Below are 17,097 nucleotides of genomic sequence, written 5' to 3'. Positions count from 1 at the left end.
CAGCCCGGCTTTTTAGCCGGGCTGTTTGTTTTGGGCCTGCGCGCTCTCCGCCACGTCGCGGATCAACTGCTCCACAATCAAGAAGTCGGCTGGTTTTGTCAGGTGATGATCGAACCCTGCCTGGCTCGAGCGCTTGCGGTCCTGTTCCGCGCCCCACCCCGTCAGCGCAATCAGCGTCGATGTTTCCATGCCGGCGATGCGCCGCATCGCCTCGGCCGCATCGTACCCGGTCATGTCCGGCAACCCGATATCGAGAAACACGACTTGCGGCAACAGCGCCGCCGCCTGCAGCAGTGCCGAGGCGCCATCGTGCACGGCCGTCACCGCGTGCCCGTTCATCTCCAGCAGCGCCTGCAGCGTCTGGGCCGCATCGACATTGTCGTCGACCACCAGGATACGCAGCATGCCCGGGTCAGTGAGCGCTGCCTGCAGCGCCGCATCGGCTACAACTGGCAGCGGCGTGGCGCTGTCGGCCGGCAGCGGCAGCCAGACCGTGAACTGGCTGCCCTGCCCGGCCCCGGCGCTGGTAGCGGCCACCCGGCCGCCATGCAGCTTCACCAGGCGCTGCACGAGGTTCAGGCCCACACCCAGACCGCCCTGCGCCATCTCGGCGCCCGCATGGGCCTGTGCATACATGTCGAAAACGCCCTCGAGCGCATCGGCGGCGATGCCGATGCCGTTGTCCAGCACCGAGATCGCGACTTCATCGCCCTCGATCTGCGCCCGGATTTCCAGCGCGCCACCGGGCGGCGTGTATTTGGCCGCGTTGTTGAGAAGGTTGCTCAGGATCTGGGCCACGCGGTGGCGGTCGGCGTGCAGGCCGACATAACCATCCGGCAGGTGCACGGCCAGTGTGTGGCGGCCACGTTCGACCAGCGGCATGCTCATGTCGACGGCTTCGCGCACCGCGTCGGCCAGCAGCACACGTTCGCAGCGCAGCGTGACCTTGCCTTCTGCCAGGCGCGCCATGTCGAGCAGGTCGTCCACCAGGTGCACCATGTGATCGACCTGGCGCCGCATGATGGCCTGCACGTCGCCGCTGGCCGCGCCGATGCGCATCAGCTCCAGCCCCGAGCGGATCGGCGCCAGCGGATTGCGCAGTTCGTGAGCAAGCGTAAACAGGAAGTCGCTTTGCGCGCGGTTTTTCGCGCCCAGTTCGCGCGCCAGGCGATGCAGTTCCTGCTCGGCGTGTTTCTGGCTGTCGATGTCGAGCGTGACGCCGTCGAAGCGCTCGGGCTGGCCATTCTTGTCCAGGCCACACCAGCCGATGGCGCGCAACCAGCGCGGCGCGCCGTCGCCACCGTCCGCTGCGGCGACACGGGTGCGGAATTCGAGGTCCAGCGGCGCACCGGCGCGTACCGCGTGCTCGACGCTCTCGGCCAGCCGTTCGCGGTCTTCCGGATCGACCGCCGCCAGCAGTTCGCTCACCGAAGCGGCGCGCCCCATGTCGACGCCGAAGTGCAGCGCCATCTCGGCGTTGATCTGGAAATGCGTGAACGGCACGTCGGCGTACCAGACGCCGATATCGCCTGCCTCGGACACGCGCTCGAAGCGCTCCTGCAACAGCTTGCGCGCATGGACGTCGATCACGGTGCCGACATAGCCGTCCGGCTCCCCGGCGGCGTTCACGCGCGGCAGGCCGGCATCGATGAACCAGCGGTAGCTGCCGTCATGGCTGCGCAGGCGGTAGTCGAACGAGAACGGCTCGCGCGCCGCGCTGGCGGCCAGGAAGATCTCGCCTGAGCGCGCGGCGTCGTCGGGGTGCACGTTCTCGAGCCAGCCCATGCCCAGGTCCTGCTCGGGCGTGCGGCCCGTGTAGTCGTACCAGCGCTGGCTCAGGTAGGTGCAGAGGCTGTCGTTGTCGGTGGTCCAGAGCATCGCGGGCGAAGCGTCGATCAGCGCCCGCACATGCGCTTCGCGCGCCTGTGCATCGCGTGCGTTCTGGCGCCGCTCGCGTCCCAGCGCTACCTGGGTGCCGATGCGCGCCAGCAGCTCGTTGGCCGAAAACGGCTTGACCAGGTAGTCGTCGGCGCCGGCCTGCAGGCCCTCGACCTTGGCCTCTTCGCCGGCGCGCGCTGACAGCAGCATCACCGGCAGATGGCGCAGAACTTCGCTGGCGCGCACCTTGGCGATCAGGCGGAAACCGTCCAGGCGCGGCATCATCACGTCCGACAGCAACAGGTCGGGCGGGTCCAGCAGCGCCATTTCATAGGCCGCCTGGCCGTCGGCCACCGCGCGCACGTCGGCATGCGGTTCGAGCAGCGATTTCAGGTAGGCGCGCATGTCGTTATTGTCGTCGGCGACCAGGATGCGCGGCCGCGCGTCAGGCTGCACGGGCGCGCTCGTGTCCATGTCCATATCCGGCGTCGGTTCCGGCGCCGGCGCAGCGCCTTCCTGCGTGTCGGGCAGCCAGCGCAGTGCTTCTTCGACGAACGCCGCGCCCATGCGCTGGCGGTCGGCCATCGCCTCCGGCGCCTGCACGATGCGATCCGGCGGCAGGTGGGCGTCACCAAACGGCAGGTCGACATCGAAGCGCGTGCCTTCGCCGAAGGTGCTCGACACCGCGATCGTCCCGCCATGCAGGCGCACCAGTTCCTGGATCAGCGCCAGGCCGATGCCGGTGCCTTCGTAGGTTCGCCCTGGGGCGCCCTCGATGCGGTGGAAACGCTCGAACATGCGCGGCAGTTCGTGCTCGGGAATGCCGGTACCGGTGTCCTGCACCGACAGGCGCGCCATGCCGGCATGTTCGCGCAGCGTCACCGTCACGCCGCCGTGCAGCGTGAACTTGAAGGCGTTCGACAGCAGGTTGAAGACGATCTTTTCCCACATGTCGCGATCGACAAACACCGGCTGGGTCAATGGCTGCAGATCGACGGTGTAATGCAGGCCGCCCTTGGCCATGGCCGACTCGAACACGCCGGCAAGATCGACCGTCAGGCGCGTGAGATCGACCGGGACGTAGCTGGCCTGCACGCGGCCAGCCTCGATGCGCGAAAAGTCGAGCAACGAATTGACCAGCTTGAGCAGGCGCAGCGAATTGCGGTGCGTAAGCTCGACGCGCTGGCGCTGGACTGCATTCATCGACTCGGGCGCATCGGCCAGTGCATCGTCGAGCGGGCCGAGAATCAGCGTCAGCGGCGTGCGAAATTCATGCGAGACGTTCGAGAAAAATGCGGTCTTGGCGCGGTCGATCTGGGCCAGTTCTTCGGCGCGGCGCTGTTCCTGCTCGTAGGCGACGACGTTGCCCACCGCAGTATTGACGGCCGCCCCGAGCAACGCATAGAAATTGCGGTAATCGGCGTCGAGCGCGCGGCGCACGCTGACGCCGGCCACGACAAAGCCGAACAGCTCCTGCTGCCCTGGCAAGGTCAGTGGCAGCACCAGCGCCGAGCGCGGCGCGTCATCGTAGGGCCCGCAAGCGACCTCCCCGAGGCGCGCGGCAACGTCGTCGGCCTGTTCGACCGTATGCGAGCTGCTGCTGCGGGCAAACGGCCAGATGCTGTCATCCAACGCGGTTGCCACCGGGGCCAGTGCACTGCCCGCCGCCAGGCCCGCGCTGCCACGCAACGCCAGCGTGCCGGTCCCGGCATCGATCTGGTAGAACAGCACGAACGGCACGTCTGCCGTCATGTGCGCGCAGTGGCTTGCCAGCTGCGTACCGATGTCACCGATCGAGCGCACGCCTGCCAGGCTGGCGGTCAGGTCACGCAAACCCTTGCTGCGGCGCGCGCTGAGCACCTGGACCGTGGTTTCGGTAATTGGGTGGAAGATCCCGCCGATCGCGCCCGACTCGTCGCGGATCGGCGAGAACGAGAACGTCATATTGGCTTCTTCAAGGTAGCCACTGCGATCAAGGAACATCTGCTGGTCGCGGATGTACGCACCCGAGCCCTGGTGCGCGAGTTCGAAGGCCTCGCCCACGACCGGCAGGGCCGTGGCCCAGACCACCTTGAATGGCGCGCCCATGGCGGCAGGATGCAGGTCGCCGCAGATCGGGCGATAGGCGTCGTTGTAGATCTGGATGTCGTCCGGGCCCCAGCAGACCAGGATCGGGAACGTCGACGACAGGCACAGGCTGACCGATGTGCGCAGGCTTTGCGGCCAGCCAGACAGCGGTCCGAGCGGCGTGGCCGACCAGTCCATGCTGCGGATCAGTTCGCCCATTTCACCCCCACCGGCGAGCCAGTTCATGTCGTCGTTCACGAACAGGGCAATGGGCTGGGCTGCGGGCATGGGGCTGGACCTTACGGAGGAAAATAGAGATGCGGCGTGGCGTCATGCGAAGGCACGCCACCGTTGCACATGCTGCCTAATGGCAAGGTGCATGGCAAAACAGCCGCTATTAGACCATAAGCCGTCGTCCGTCGGTTGCCGAGGTGCTATTTTACAACCCCGGTAAAGCAACCATTAGTCACGCATAAAAAAACACGGCCAGTCGAGACTGGCCGTGTCCGGTAAATCCGGCAAGGCGCGCGCAGCGCCCTGCCCTGGCGAATCAGACCGGCGCGACCTTGGTACGGCCGCGGCCCGTCACCATCTGCACGAGGCGCATGATCACCCGATACACCAGGCGTACCAGCGTCAGCGCCAGGATGGCTTCGACAAACGTCATCAGGAACGCCACCAGCGCATTGCGATGCTCGGCGCGGCGGCCATACTTGGCCACCATGCGGTCGCGGGCGATCTCGATGCTGTCATAGAAGGTTGGCACCACCAGCAGCGTCAGGATGGTCGAGGTGATCGTGCCGCCGATGATTGCAATGGCCAGTGGCTGGTAGAACTCGCCCGAGTCGCCCAGGGCCAGCGCCACCGGCAGCATGCCGGCGATCAGCGCGAAGGTGGTCATCAGGATCGGCCGCAGGCGCTTGCGCCCGGCCGCCATCAGCGCTTCTTCGCGGTCCATGCCTTCGTCCTCGAGCGCCCTGGCCGCGTCGAGCAGCAGGATCGCGTTTTTGGCCACCAGTCCCATCAGCATCAGGATGCCGATCATGCTCATCAGGTTGAGCGTGTTGCCGGTCATGATCAGGGCCAGCACGACGCCGATCAGTGACAGCGGCAGCGACAGCATCACGCCGATCGGTGCCGTGAACGAACCGAACTGCATCACCAGGATCAGGTACATCAGCGCGATGCCTGAGAACAGCGCAATGAGCATCTGGGTGAACAGCTCCTGCTGGTCTTCACCCGAACCGCCCAGCGCCAGGCCATAACCCGGCGGGAAGTCGAAGGTGCGCGCCAGCTTCATGGCGTCGGTCGTGACTTCGCCCGCCGAACGGCCTTGGGCATTGGCCGACACGGTGATCATGCGCTCGCCGTTCTTGTGGCGGATCGCCGACGGGCCCTTGCCCATCGTGATCGAGGCAATCTGCTCGAGCGGCACCATCATGCCGGTGCCGGTGACCGGAATCGGCAGACGCTCGATGCTGTCGGTATTGACGCGGTCGTCCGGATGCAGGCGCACGGCGACGTCGCGGGTTTCGCTCGTCGGATCGACCCAGTCACCCACTTCGATGCCGGCAAACGCCACCCGCAGCGACTGCGCCGCATCGCCCACCGAAATGCCCAGGGCATTGGCAAGACCCCGGTCGAGCACGATCTGCAGCTCGTTCTTCGGATCCTGCTCGGACAGCGCGACGTCGACCGCACCCGGCACTTCACGCAGCTTTTCCATGTAGGCGGTGGTCAGCTCCATGAGTTTGCGCGAATCGGGACCGGTGAATTCCACCTGCACCGGTTTGCCGCCGCCGGACAGGTCATCGATGACCGTGTATTCGGCGCCCACCAGGCTGGCAATCTTGGCGCGCAGCTCGACGGCGACTTCGGACGCGGTGCGCTTGCGTTCGCTGCGCTTGCCGATGTCGACGTAGATCGTGCCGCCGCTGGTCTTGACGTTGCTGTTGGTGTCTTTCGTTTCAGGCAGGGTACGGGCCAGTACGGCTGCCGCTTCGAGCTTGCGGCGCGCATACTCGATCGACGACGAAGCTGGCGTGCGCACCTCGATCTGCAGGTTGCCCGAGTCCTGCTTGGGCAGGAAGCTCGACCCGCCAAAGAAATGGTGCATGGCCAGCGCGCCGATCAGGCTGAGAACTGCCAGGCACGCCATCGCGCGGCGGTGATGCAGCGCCCAGGCGATCACGCGGCCGTAGCGGTCGGCCTGGTGGTCGAACCAGTGATTGAAGCGATCCAGCACGGCGCCGATGCCGGTCTTCGGGCGGCTGTGGTGATCCGGCGGATCGCCCCAGAAGGCCGACATCATCGGGTCGAGCGTGAACGAGATGAACAGCGACACGATCACCGAGCAGGTCACGGTCAGCGCGAACGGGCGGAACCACTCGCCGGACACGCCCGGCATGAAGGCCACTGGCACGAACACGGCCATGATCGAGAACGTGGTCGCGGCCACCGCCATGCCGATCTCGGCGGTGCCTTCGAGCGCGGCGGTGCGGCGGTCGGACCCCATCTCCATATGGCGCACGATGTTTTCACGCACCACGATCGCATCGTCGATCAGCACGCCAATCGCCAGCGACAGACCCAGCAGCGTCATGAAGTTCAGCGTGAAGCCGCACAGCCAGACCGCGATGAACGCGGCCAGCACCGACGTCGGCAGCGCCAGCGCGGTGATCAGCGTCGAGCGCCACGAATTGAGAAACGCATAGACGACGAACACGGTCAGGACCGCACCCAGCACCAGCGCTTCGATCACGTTGTTCAGACTCGACTGCGCATCCTTGCCGCCGTCGCGCACGACTTCGAGTTCGGTGCCGGCCGGCAGCAGCTTGCTCTGCGCCGCCACCACTTCGTGCACGCGCTTGGCCAGCGATACGGTCGAGGCATCGCGTGAACGCGAGATCTGCAGGCCCACATTCGGCTTGCCGCTGCGCACCGACAGCGTGTTCACGTCGGCGAAGCCATCGCGGATCTCGGCCACCTGGCTCAGGCGCACGATCTGGTCGCCATTGCGCTTGACGACGATCTGCGAAAAGTCTTCCGGCCGCTCGATGCGCCCGACCAGGCGAATGCCTTTTTCGTCGAGTTCGCTGCGCAGCTTGCCCACCGGCGCATTGGTATTGCCGTTACGCAGCGCATTGGTGACATCGGACGCCGAGACATTGAATTCACTTAGCTTCTCGGCGCGCAGCAGCACCGACAGCTCGCGCCGCAGCGCGCCGTTGACGACCACGGTCGAGACGCCATCGATGCCGCGGAACTCGTCGGCCAGCACGTCTTCGGCGTAGCGCGAGATTTCGGCGTGGCTCTGGGTGCTCGACGACAGCGCCAGCGACATGATCGGCTGGGCCGAGGGATCGATCCGGCGCAGCACCGGCTCGCGCATTTCGATCGGCAGCTTGTAGCGCACGGCGGCAATCGCGTTGCGCACGTCGTCCGATGCTTCGATCAGGTCGCGGTCGAAGTCGAATTCCATCCAGATCGAGGCGCCGCCTTCGTAGGAGTTGGAATTGACGTCCTTGACGCCCTGGATCGCCTGCATCTGCTTTTCGAGGCGGTTGGTGATCTCGCGCTCGGCAGTCTCGGGCGATGCGCCCGGATAGGGAATGTCGACCACGATGATCGGAATCTCGACGTCCGGCTCCTGGTTGACCTTCAGCTTGGACAGGGCCAGCAGGCCGATGGCCATCATCGCGACGATGATGACAATCGTCGCGACCGGTTTCTTGACACTAAAATTGGACAGGAACATGGTGGGTTTTCCTTTGGTGTTCCTGGGCTTACTTGCCCTGGACCGCGCCGGCGCCCGCACCCGCGCCATTGGCGCTGGCCACACGGGCGTTCGGCATGTCGACCTTCTGGCCGTCCTTCAGGTTCGACGTCGGCGCACGCAGCACCACGTCGCCGGCCGCGAGGCCCTGCTTGATCTCGACATTGCCGGTGCGGGCGTCGCGCGCGCCGACCACCAGCTTGACCTTCGACAGCGTCTTGTCCTTGATGCGCCAGGTGTGGCTGGCGTCGCCCACGCGCACCAGCGCGCTCTCGGGCAGCATCAGCGCATCGGTCGCGGCTGCGTCGACGCGCCCTTCGGCGTACAGGCCGGCCACGCGCGGCTGCGCATTGTCGACAAAGCCCACCAGCACTTCGACCTGGCGCGTCACCGGATTGGCAGCCGGATCGATGCGTCTGACGACGCCGGCAAACGTCTGGTCCGCGTAGCCATTGACGCGGAAGTTGACCTTCTGGCCGATCTTGACGGTACTGACCGAGTCGGCCGAGACCGCGCCTTCGAAACGCATGCTGGTCGGGTCGATGACCTTGACGAGTTCCTTGCCGATGGTGGCGGTGTCGCCATTGGAGACCTTGCGCTCGGAAACGATGCCGTCGAACGGCGCGCGCACGGTGGTGCGGGCCAGCTGCTGGCGCGCGGTGGCCACGCGGCTGCGCGAGCTCGACAGTTCACTCATGGCGTTGTTGCGCGCCATTTCGGCGTCGTCCAGCGCCTTGGCCGACGTCATGCCCGACGCCGTCAGGGTTTTCAGGCGTTCGAGCTGGCGGTTGGCCTGGTCGACGGCCAGCGAGGCGGCGCGCTGCATGTCTTCGGCCGACATCAGGGTGTCGCGGATCGAGGTCTCGTCGAGGCGCACCAGCACGTCGCCGCGCTTGACCGGTTCACCGTTTTCCTTGAGCACCTGCAGCACGATGGCCGAGACTTCGGCGCGCAGGTCGGCGCGGCGCTCGGGCTCGATCGAGCCGGTAATCACGGGGCCCGACGACACCGACGCGCTCTGGATCGTCAAGACATCCTCCTGCGCCACGGTCAGCTGGGTCGGCTTGTTGTCCTTGCCCTCGGGGGCTTTGGAATCTTTGCCGCAAGCGACTAAGCTTGATGCGATGGCTAGAACGAGGAGTGTTTTGCGCAGCATGGTGGTTCTCCGGAAATGGACTCGGTGTTTTTATAAAAATAAGTTCAGATACATCCAGCGCGCAGTATTCAGGAGGTCTCCAGCAGCGTCAATTGACGAACCTGTGTAGTGCGGAAATGGATGGATGAAGTGCGGAATCTGGCGATGAGCTGCATTCCGTCCGGGATGAAATGCAGTAAAAAACGGACAACCAATGAACAACCAACGGACAACCGGAGGTCTGGCGGGATGCGCGGCGGGATGCGCGGCGCACGCATCCCGTACGTACATCAGAACCCGCCCAGCACGGTGTAGATCAGAAAGCCCATGCCGATGCCGGTCAGGATGCCACCGGCGATCTCGAACCGGGTGTGGCCCATGCGCTCGCGCAGGATCACATAGTCTTGCTTGCCCTCATTCAGGCGATTCAGCGTGACCGCGTGACGCCCGACGTGCTGGCGCAGGCTGTTGGCGTCGATCATGACGATAAAAGCGAGCGTGACCGCCACGCCGAACGCCGGATGGCCCATGCCTTCGCGTAGCGCGATCAGCGTGGCCATGCTGGAGACGACGGCGCTGTGGTTGCTGGGAAAGCCGCCATTGCCGACCAGGTCGAAGGCCCAGCGCCGGTAGCGCACACTGGATATGAGGAACTTGATCGGGCCGACTACCATCCAGGTCAGTACCGGTGTGATGAGATAAATGATTTCCATGATGTCTTAGAGTGAAAAATGCTGGGCAGAATTATCTCAGAAGCAAGGCTCGGCGGGCGACTTTCGGTACTGCCCATTTTGGCAGGGACACGGTAATATTGTCCCAACAGATACCTGCACACAAGAGGCGCATATGCGGCATTTCCGGTGGTCGTTCGTCGTAACGGCAGTGCTCATGGTGCTCGCCGGCTGGTGGGGCTACGCGCACCGGGGCTGGCCGGGGCTGCTGCAAGCCTTGTGGATCACCGCCATCCTCGGCGTGCTCGAAGTGTCGCTTTCTTTCGACAATGCCGTCGTCAACGCATCGGTGCTCAAGCACTGGAACGAATTCTGGCGCAAGTTGTTCCTCACCGTCGGCATCCTGGTGGCGGTATTCGGAATGCGCCTGCTGTTTCCGCTGGTGATCGTGGCAGCCGCGACCGGCCTGGGGCTGCCGGACGTCTGGCACATGGCGCTCGACAATCCCGCCGAGTATTCACGCAACCTGACCGCGCACCACGCCGAGGTCGCCGCTTTCGGCGGCGCCTTCCTGATGCTGGTGTTCCTGAACTTTTTGTTCGATGAAGAAAAAGAGCTGCACTGGTTCGACTGGTTCGAAGCGAAGGTCGGCAAGTACGGCACCGAAGGCCTGGCCGTGCTGCTCACGCTGCTGTGCGTGGTCGCCGCCATGCGCCTGATGCCAGAGGCGCGCAAGCTGGCAGTGCTGATCGCCGGCGTCACGGGCGTGCTGATCTATATAGCGGTGAAATGGCTCAGCAACCTGCTCGAAGCGAAGGAACACGACCCGTCGGTGGGCGCGATGATCTCGCAGGGCAGCATCGGGGGCTTCCTGTACCTCGAGGTGCTCGATGCGTCGTTCAGCTTCGACGGCGTGATCGGCGCGTTTGCCATCACCTACGATGTCGTCATCATCATGCTGGGGCTGGCCATCGGGGCCATGTTCGTGCGCTCGATGACCGTGTTCCTGGTCTACAAGGGCACGCTGCAGGAATTCGTGTACCTCGAACACGGCGCGCACTACGCCATCGGCATCCTGGCGCTGATCATGTTCGCCAGCGTCCACTATCACATTCCCGAATGGTTCACGGGGCTGTCCGGGCTGGCGTTCATTCTCGTCTCGCTATGGTCATCGATCCGGCATCGCCGGCGGCTGGCCGCAGAAGACGCCCTAGGCGCCAGCCAGACGGGCTGAATCCTTCGTTGTCAGCAATCCCGGTTTGCGATTAAGGCAAGGCATGGCAGAATGGGCGCGCACCGCGTTTGCGCTGCCTGTTTGCCAACTCCGTCCACTTTCTTGATCGACCAGCCACCCAACCATGCCGACCACCATGCCCAAGCGCACTTCCGCCATCCTGCTCATCCTCATCGCCATCGTTGCTGTCCTGGCTGCAGGCTATACTTGGTTCACGCTGACCTGGTCGTATTCGGAAGGTGAACGGGCCGGCTACCTGCAGAAATTCTCCAAGCGTGGCTGGCTGTGCAAAACGTGGGAAGGCGAGATTCTGCTGTCGAGCATGCCGGGCGCGATTCCCGAGCGCTTTGTATTTACGGTGCGCGACGAAACCGTGGTGCCGGCCCTCCTGGCCAGCATGGGCAAGCGCGTGCAGCTGACGTATGACCAGCACAAGGGTGTGCCGACCACCTGCTTTGGCGAGACCGAGTATTTCGTGTCGAAAGTGGCCGGCGGCCCGGACAATCCGCTGTCGCCAAGCCAGGCGCCGGGTTTGCCTGAACAGGCGCCGGCCCAGTAAGCACACCACCGTCGTTCCCGCGCAGGCGGAAACCCAAGGCTGCATGCCGTACGTGTGACGTCAAACGCTGCCGCTACGCGGCGAACTTGGGTTCCCGCCTTCGCAGGAACGACGTGCGTAGAGCATCGGGGCATTTACATGCCCTCCCCGATCAGTCCGGATCGCCCTTGCGGTGTCCATCCAGCTCGCGCTGGGTCGCAATCACTTCTGCCAGCCTGGCGGCCGCCTGCGCCGCCGATGTATCGCCGGCCCGCGCCTGCGACTGCTTGAACCGGCCCAGCACCTCGCGGGTCAGATCGGCCGAGACCGAGCGCTGCCCTGCTTCGACCTTGCGCTCGCCGATGGCGCGCTGCGTCGCTGCCAGCTCGACCGCATCGTCGTCCTGACGCCGGCTTTCCAGATTGACCAGCTGCTTGCGCGCGTTGGCCATCTGCTGCGTCGCGTGCGCTGCCTTGCGCTGCATTTCGGCGTGCTCTTGCGCGTGTTCGAGCAGCGCCCGCTGCGCTTCGCGTTTTTCAAGCGCGGCCTGCACCGCGGCCAGCTCGGCCAGTTCGCGCTGGCGTGCCAGTTCGGCCTGCGCCTGCTCGGCGTCGGCGCGCGACACGGCCGCCTGCGCCGCAGCCTGTTCGGATGCCAGCCGCGCCGCCTGCGCCTCGTTGGCGCGGGTGTCGGCGGCAGCCTGCTCGCGCTGCGCGGCCAGCTTGCGCTCGACCAGCACGAGTGCCTCGCGCGCGGCGCGGGTTGCATCGCGCTCGGCGGCGATAGCCGCTTCGGTCAGGGTCACCTGCTGCTGCTCGACCTCGGCCCGTTCGGCCTGCGCCTGCGCCAGCTCGGCGGCGCGGCGCGCGTGCGCCTGCTGGGCGGCGGCTGCCGCCTCGGCCTGCGATGCTTCTTCGATGGCCGCATCGGCCTGCGCCTGCTGCGCTTCCCAGGCGGCGCGCTGCGCGTCCTCGATGCGCCGCTCGGCCTCGACCTTCGCCTGCAGGGCTGCGGCAGCCGCCGCTTCGGCCTCGCTGCGCGCCTGCGCCGCCAGCGTCAGCTCATGCTCGGCCGCGATTTTCTGTTCCAGTGCTGCCAGGGCCTCGGCCTCGGCGGTCTTGCGTTCCTGCTCGGCCTGCACCAGGTGTTCAGCCTGTTCGCGGCGCTGCGCCGCCAGCTGCGCGGCCTCTTGCTGCAACTGCACCTGCGACGCTTCTAGCGCCAGCGCTGCCGCGTCGTCATCGTTCACTGCTGCCTGCGCGTCGGCTGCCGCCTGCGCCAGTGCGGCCCGCTCGTCGGCCAGCGCGCGTTCGCGCCGGTGTTCCTCGGCCTCGCGCTGCGCCGCGACCGTAGCCGCTTCATCGGCCGCCATGCGCGCGCGCGCGTCAAGCGCGGCCTGGGCTTCGGCTTCCAGCCGCGCCTGCACCTGCTCGCCCGCTTCTTCTTCGGCGCGGGCGCGGTCTTCGGCCACCAGACGCAGCTTGCGGTCGGCTTCGATGCGCGCTTCGGTCGCGGCCAGGATGCGTGTTTCGGCGTCGCGCCGTGCGGCGGCGCTCGAGGCCGCCATCTGTTCTTGCCGCTCGCGGTGCACGGCGGCGTCGCGGATGTCTTTTTCGGTTTGCAGGCGCATGCGCAGCGACTGACCGGCCACGCGTTCGGACTCGGCCTGGGCCAGCGCGATCGCCTCGCGTTCCTGCTCGATGTGGGCGTAGGCGCGTGCTTCTTCGAGTGCGCGCGCTTCGGCTGCCGCGCGGGCAAAGGCCGACGTCAGCGCGATCTGGTCGGCGCGCTCGCGCTGCTGGGTCAGTTCAAGGGCTTCGGCTTCGGCGTCGGCCAGTTTCTCGGCCGTCTGACGCGCGGAACGTTCGGCCCGCTCGCGCTCGCGCGCCAGGATGGCGATGCGGGCGTCGGCGCTGGCGTTGTGCTGCACTTCTTCGCGCGCCGCCTCGACAGCAGCCATGCGTTCGACCGCCTGCAGGCGCGCCTGCTCGGTGTGCACGACCAGTTCGTCGGCCGCACGGGCGGCCTTGGCAGCCAGTTCGGCCTCGGCTTCGATCTGGGCCGTGGCGCGGCGGCGCGCCTCTTCTTCGAGGCGGGCACGCGCTTCGGTGGCGACCCGCACTTCGGTATCGCTTTTTACGCGCGCGCGCAGCTCGGCAGTTTCTTGACGGATCGCGTCCAGGCGTTCGCTGGAGGCCTGCGCGGCGGCGCGCAGCGAGTCGAGGCGTTCGCGGTTGGCGGCGATGGCGTCTTCGGAGGCCTGGGAATTGGCTTGCGCCGCCGCAGCGGCAGCGGCGTCGATGGAGGCGCGCTCGTCGGCCAGCGAGCGGGCACGTGCCTCGGCGTGGTGGCGGCTCTCGGCCGCCATATTCGCTTTCGCCTCAGCTTCGACACGGGCGATCGCTTCCTGGATTTCGCGCATTTCGAGTGGTTTGCGACCCGGACCGGCAAATTCGGCAGGTTCTACCGCAGCGGGCAGCACCGGCGTGACCGGCACCACCGGCTGCGCGAACGCGGCAGCCATCGGCGTCGGCACTGGCACTGGCACCGCATCGGTCGGCGCCAGCGCGCCGGCGGCCGGCGACAGGTCGATCGTGAAGTCGGTGTCGTCTTGTTGGGCTGGGTTCGGTTCCATGCGGAGTCTCTGTGGCGGCAGTCGGGTTGATTATCCGGCAAATCCGGTTCTCGTGCTATGCCGAACTGGGTGGCAATTGTGCATCAGCTTGGCGTTTCGCCACGCCCCTCTGCATTCTTACATCTGCCACAGCGGCGGCTCATCCATCAACGCGACCTGCTCGCGCAGTTCGAGGATGCGGTCCTGCCAGTAACGCTGGGTATTGAACCAGGGGAAAGCAGCCGGAAATGCCGGATCGGTCCAGCGCATTGCCAGCCACGCCGAGTAATGGATCAGGCGCAGCGTGCGCAAGGCTTCGACCAGATACAGCTGGCGCGGGTGGAAATCGCAGAAATCCTCGTAACCGGCCAGCACGTCGGCCATCTGGCCCACCATCTCCTGCCGCTCACCGGACAGCAGCATCCACAGATCCTGCACCGCCGGGCCCATGCGGCTGTCGTCGAAGTCGACGAAGTGCGGCCCGTCGGGCGTCCATAGCACGTTGCCGCCGTGGCAATCGCCATGCAGGCGCACGAGCGGCAATTCACCGGCGCGCTCGTAGCAGCGTGCCACGCCTTCAAGCGCCTGTTCCATCACGCTCGACCAGGCCGGCATCAGTTCGGGTGGCACGAAGTCGTGGCTGCGCAGCCAGTCGAACGGTTCGCGACCGAACGTGACCGGGTCGAGCGCCGGGCGCAGCAGGAAGGGCTTGACGGCGCCCTGTGCATGGATGCGACCGATGAAACGGCCAATCCATTCCAGTACGGCGGGGTCGCCCAGCTCGGGCGCGCGCCCGCCGCGGCTCTCGAACACCGCAAAACGGAAACCGTCGAACGTGTGCAGCGTGCGCCCGTCGATCTCGATGGCCGGCACCACGGGGAGTTCCTGCGCCACCAGCTCGGCAACGAAACCGTGTTCTTCCAGGATGGCCTCATCGCTCCAGCGTTCTGGCCGGTAAAACTTGACCACCACCGGCTCGCCCTCTTCACGACCCACGCGGTAGACGCGGTTCTCGTAGCTGTTGAGCGCCAGCAGGCGCCCGTCACCATGCAAGCCGACGCTGTCGAGCGCATCGAGCACAGTCGCGGGATCGAGGCGCGCGTACGGGTGGTCAGGCGTGGCGTCGGCGGTGGCAGGGTTGAGGTTATCCATGCCCCATTGTACGGCGGCGCACGGTCGCGTGGTGATTGCGAACATTTCACTACTGCTGTGTTCGTTCTCGCACAGAGTGTGACAATCTAACAAGGTCTCATGTCATGTATGTACCCGCGCATCGTGCAGCGGACAAATAACCGCATAGGACTGACCATGAAAAAACTGACTTTGACCGTCATCGCTCTCGCCGCTGGCCTGCTGGCCGGCACCGCCATCGCACAAACTGCTGCCCAGCCGCCAAAGGCCGAGCCGAACATGCAGAAAGTGCTGGACGCGATGGCGGCCCTGAAGCCAAAGCCGATCGAAACCCTGAGCCCGGAAGAAGCGCGCAAGCAGCCAACCCCGAGCGACGCTGTCAAGAAAGTGCTGACCGACGCCGGCAAGAGCACCGCACCGGAACCAGGCGTCACGATGAAGACGCAATCGATCCAGGGCAAGGGCGGTAGCTTCCCGATCCACATCTTCACGCCTGAAGGCGCGGGTCCGTTCCCGGTCGTCGTGTACTTCCACGGCGGCGGCTTCGTGATTGCCGACACCAAGGTGTATGAAGCATCGGTGCGTGGCCTGGCCAAGAAGGCCAAGGCGATCGTGATCTCGGCCGACTATCGCCGTGCACCGGAGCACAAGTTCCCGACCCAGACCGAAGACGCATTCGCGGCTTACCAGTGGGCACTGGCCAATGCCAAGAGCATCAATGGCGATCCGATGCGCGTCGCAGTGGCGGGCGAATCGGCCGGCGGCAACCTGGCAACCGTGGTGTCGATGATGGCAATGGAAAAGAAAATCCAGATGCCGGTGCACCAGCTGCTGGTCTACCCAGTGGTCAACGACGACATGAACAACGAGTCGTACAAGAAGAACGCCAACGCCAAGCCACTGAACAAGGCGATGATGACGTGGTTCTTCAAGCACTATGGCGCCGATCCAAAGAGCCCGTACGCTCTGCCGATGAAGGCCGCCTCGCTCAAGGGCCTGCCAGCCGCAACCGTGATCACCGCGGAAATCGATCCGCTCATGACCGAGGGTAAGGCTTACGCCGACCGCCTCAAGAAGGAAGGCGTGACCGTCAACTACCGCCACTTCACCGGCGTGACCCACGAGTTCTTCGGCATGGACGCCGTGGTGCCGAAGGCCAAGGAAGCCCAGCAGTTCGCAGCGGACGAGCTGACCAAGGCCTTCAACGCCAAGCGTTAATCTTGCTGTACTACCGTTCGACACTGAAGTAAACGTTGCAAGCAGCGCCTCGCCGGCAGGTTTTTCGTGCCCGGCGACGGCGCAGGCGTTACACTGGCGCCTTTGACGCAACAGGCGCGCTCGCGCCACAGACCACCTACCCCATGCACCTCGAACAGCCCCTCTCCGAAAAAGAATTCGACGAACTCGACCAGTTCCTGCTCTCCGACCGTTGTTCCGACGACGCGATGACGATGGACACCCTGCACGGCTACCTGACCGCCATCGCGATCGGTCCGGAATCGATCATGCCGGCCGAATGGCTGCCAATGGTCTGGGGCGAAGACGAGGCCGCGGCGCCGAAATGGAAGAACAAGCGCGACGAAGAACGCATCGTCAACCTGATCATGCGCTTCATGAACGAAGTCCTGATCACGTTCGAGGTTGCGCCAAAGGATTTCGAGCCGCTGTTCTGCGAGCACGATGTCGACGGCAAGGTGCTGATCGATCCGGAAGCCTGGTGCTGGGGTTTCTGGGAAGGCGTCGAACTGCGCGCCGGCTCGTGGGATGCGATCTGGGACAGCGACGTCGCTGAACTGATCCGCCCGATCTACCTGCTGGGCGCGGACGAAATCGAAGAAGCCGAACTGGCCGAGGTCGACGATCCGGTCAAGGTGCACGCACTGGCGCTGCAGATCGAGGCCAACGTGCCAGCGATCTACCGCCACTGGCTGCCACTGCGCAAGCCGGCCGTGGAAACCATCGTGCGCGACGAGCCGAAGGTTGGCCGCAACGACGACTGCACCTGCGGCAGCGGCAAGAAATTCAAGAAGTGCTGCGGCGCTGAATAATAAACT

At 65.5% G+C, this 17,097-nt stretch carries 10 protein-coding genes; 4 read left to right on the top strand and 6 right to left on the bottom strand.

Annotated elements, in window-relative coordinates:
• Window positions 1-12: 12 nt before the first annotated feature.
• From ACZ0AJ_RS04640 to ACZ0AJ_RS04625, 4 genes are all read right to left on the bottom strand, one after another.
• Window positions 13-4,233, bottom strand: coding sequence for an ATP-binding protein (locus ACZ0AJ_RS04640; protein WP_499454035.1), 4,221 nt, complete (start codon window positions 4,231-4,233; stop codon window positions 13-15).
• A 262-nt stretch (window positions 4,234-4,495) separates the two neighbouring features.
• Window positions 4,496-7,702 (bottom strand): efflux RND transporter permease subunit, encoded by a 3,207-nt coding sequence (locus tag ACZ0AJ_RS04635; protein ID WP_499454033.1) that lies wholly within the window; start codon window positions 7,700-7,702, stop codon window positions 4,496-4,498.
• Between the two features lie 28 nt (window positions 7,703-7,730).
• Window positions 7,731-8,876 (bottom strand): efflux RND transporter periplasmic adaptor subunit, encoded by a 1,146-nt coding sequence (locus ACZ0AJ_RS04630; protein WP_183550458.1) that lies wholly within the window; start codon window positions 8,874-8,876, stop codon window positions 7,731-7,733.
• A 269-nt stretch (window positions 8,877-9,145) separates the two neighbouring features.
• Window positions 9,146-9,568 (bottom strand): divergent PAP2 family protein, encoded by a 423-nt coding sequence (locus ACZ0AJ_RS04625; protein WP_499452931.1) that lies wholly within the window; start codon window positions 9,566-9,568, stop codon window positions 9,146-9,148.
• Window positions 9,569-9,701: 133 nt separating this feature from the next.
• Between ACZ0AJ_RS04625 and ACZ0AJ_RS04620 the strand changes: the two genes are divergently transcribed.
• Window positions 9,702-10,760 carry a DUF475 domain-containing protein gene (locus ACZ0AJ_RS04620; RefSeq protein WP_499452930.1) on the top strand — a complete coding sequence of 353 codons (1,059 nt, stop codon included), beginning with the start codon at window positions 9,702-9,704 and terminating at the stop codon, window positions 10,758-10,760.
• Between the two features lie 124 nt (window positions 10,761-10,884).
• The gene (locus ACZ0AJ_RS04615) at window positions 10,885-11,319 is read left to right on the top strand and encodes a DUF8785 domain-containing protein (RefSeq protein ID WP_221290079.1); all 435 of its coding nucleotides are present in this window, start codon (window positions 10,885-10,887) and stop codon (window positions 11,317-11,319) included.
• A gap of 151 nt (window positions 11,320-11,470) precedes the next feature.
• On the opposite strand, the gene ACZ0AJ_RS04610 is transcribed toward ACZ0AJ_RS04615, so the two are convergent.
• A complete protein-coding gene (locus ACZ0AJ_RS04610) occupies window positions 11,471-13,933 on the bottom strand; it encodes a coiled-coil domain-containing protein (protein WP_499452929.1) in 2,463 nt (820 codons plus the stop codon).
• A 117-nt stretch (window positions 13,934-14,050) separates the two neighbouring features.
• Window positions 14,051-15,064 (bottom strand): serine/threonine protein kinase, encoded by a 1,014-nt coding sequence (locus ACZ0AJ_RS04605; protein WP_499452928.1) that lies wholly within the window; start codon window positions 15,062-15,064, stop codon window positions 14,051-14,053.
• A gap of 156 nt (window positions 15,065-15,220) precedes the next feature.
• Between ACZ0AJ_RS04605 and ACZ0AJ_RS04600 the strand changes: the two genes are divergently transcribed.
• Both ACZ0AJ_RS04600 and ACZ0AJ_RS04595 read left to right on the top strand, forming a co-directional pair.
• Window positions 15,221-16,261, top strand: coding sequence for an alpha/beta hydrolase (locus ACZ0AJ_RS04600; RefSeq protein ID WP_499452927.1), 1,041 nt, complete (start codon window positions 15,221-15,223; stop codon window positions 16,259-16,261).
• A 143-nt stretch (window positions 16,262-16,404) separates the two neighbouring features.
• A complete protein-coding gene (locus tag ACZ0AJ_RS04595; protein WP_499452926.1) occupies window positions 16,405-17,091 on the top strand; it encodes a UPF0149 family protein in 687 nt (228 codons plus the stop codon).
• Window positions 17,092-17,097: the final 6 nt, after the last annotated feature.

This window comes from Telluria sp. AC161 (assembly GCF_979258535.1).
The sequence above is the reverse complement of the archived record's forward strand: the minus strand, read 5'-3'. Positions and strand labels throughout refer to the sequence as shown.

Excerpts from the sequence above, each read along its gene's own strand:
- ACZ0AJ_RS04625 (WP_499452931.1), bottom strand. The coding sequence starts at position 9,568 with ATGGAAATCATTTATCTCATCACACCGGTACTGACCTGGATGGTAGTC.
- ACZ0AJ_RS04615 (WP_221290079.1), top strand. The coding sequence starts at position 10,885 with ATGCCGACCACCATGCCCAAGCGCACTTCCGCCATCCTGCTCATCCTC.
- ACZ0AJ_RS04620 (WP_499452930.1), top strand. The coding sequence starts at position 9,702 with ATGCGGCATTTCCGGTGGTCGTTCGTCGTAACGGCAGTGCTCATGGTG.
- ACZ0AJ_RS04630 (WP_183550458.1), bottom strand. The coding sequence starts at position 8,876 with ATGCTGCGCAAAACACTCCTCGTTCTAGCCATCGCATCAAGCTTAGTC.
- ACZ0AJ_RS04605 (WP_499452928.1), bottom strand. The coding sequence starts at position 15,064 with ATGGATAACCTCAACCCTGCCACCGCCGACGCCACGCCTGACCACCCG.
- ACZ0AJ_RS04610 (WP_499452929.1), bottom strand. The coding sequence starts at position 13,933 with ATGGAACCGAACCCAGCCCAACAAGACGACACCGACTTCACGATCGAC.
- ACZ0AJ_RS04635 (WP_499454033.1), bottom strand. The coding sequence starts at position 7,702 with ATGTTCCTGTCCAATTTTAGTGTCAAGAAACCGGTCGCGACGATTGTC.
- ACZ0AJ_RS04595 (WP_499452926.1), top strand. The coding sequence starts at position 16,405 with ATGCACCTCGAACAGCCCCTCTCCGAAAAAGAATTCGACGAACTCGAC.
- ACZ0AJ_RS04600 (WP_499452927.1), top strand. The coding sequence starts at position 15,221 with ATGAAAAAACTGACTTTGACCGTCATCGCTCTCGCCGCTGGCCTGCTG.
- ACZ0AJ_RS04640 (WP_499454035.1), bottom strand. The coding sequence starts at position 4,233 with ATGCCCGCAGCCCAGCCCATTGCCCTGTTCGTGAACGACGACATGAAC.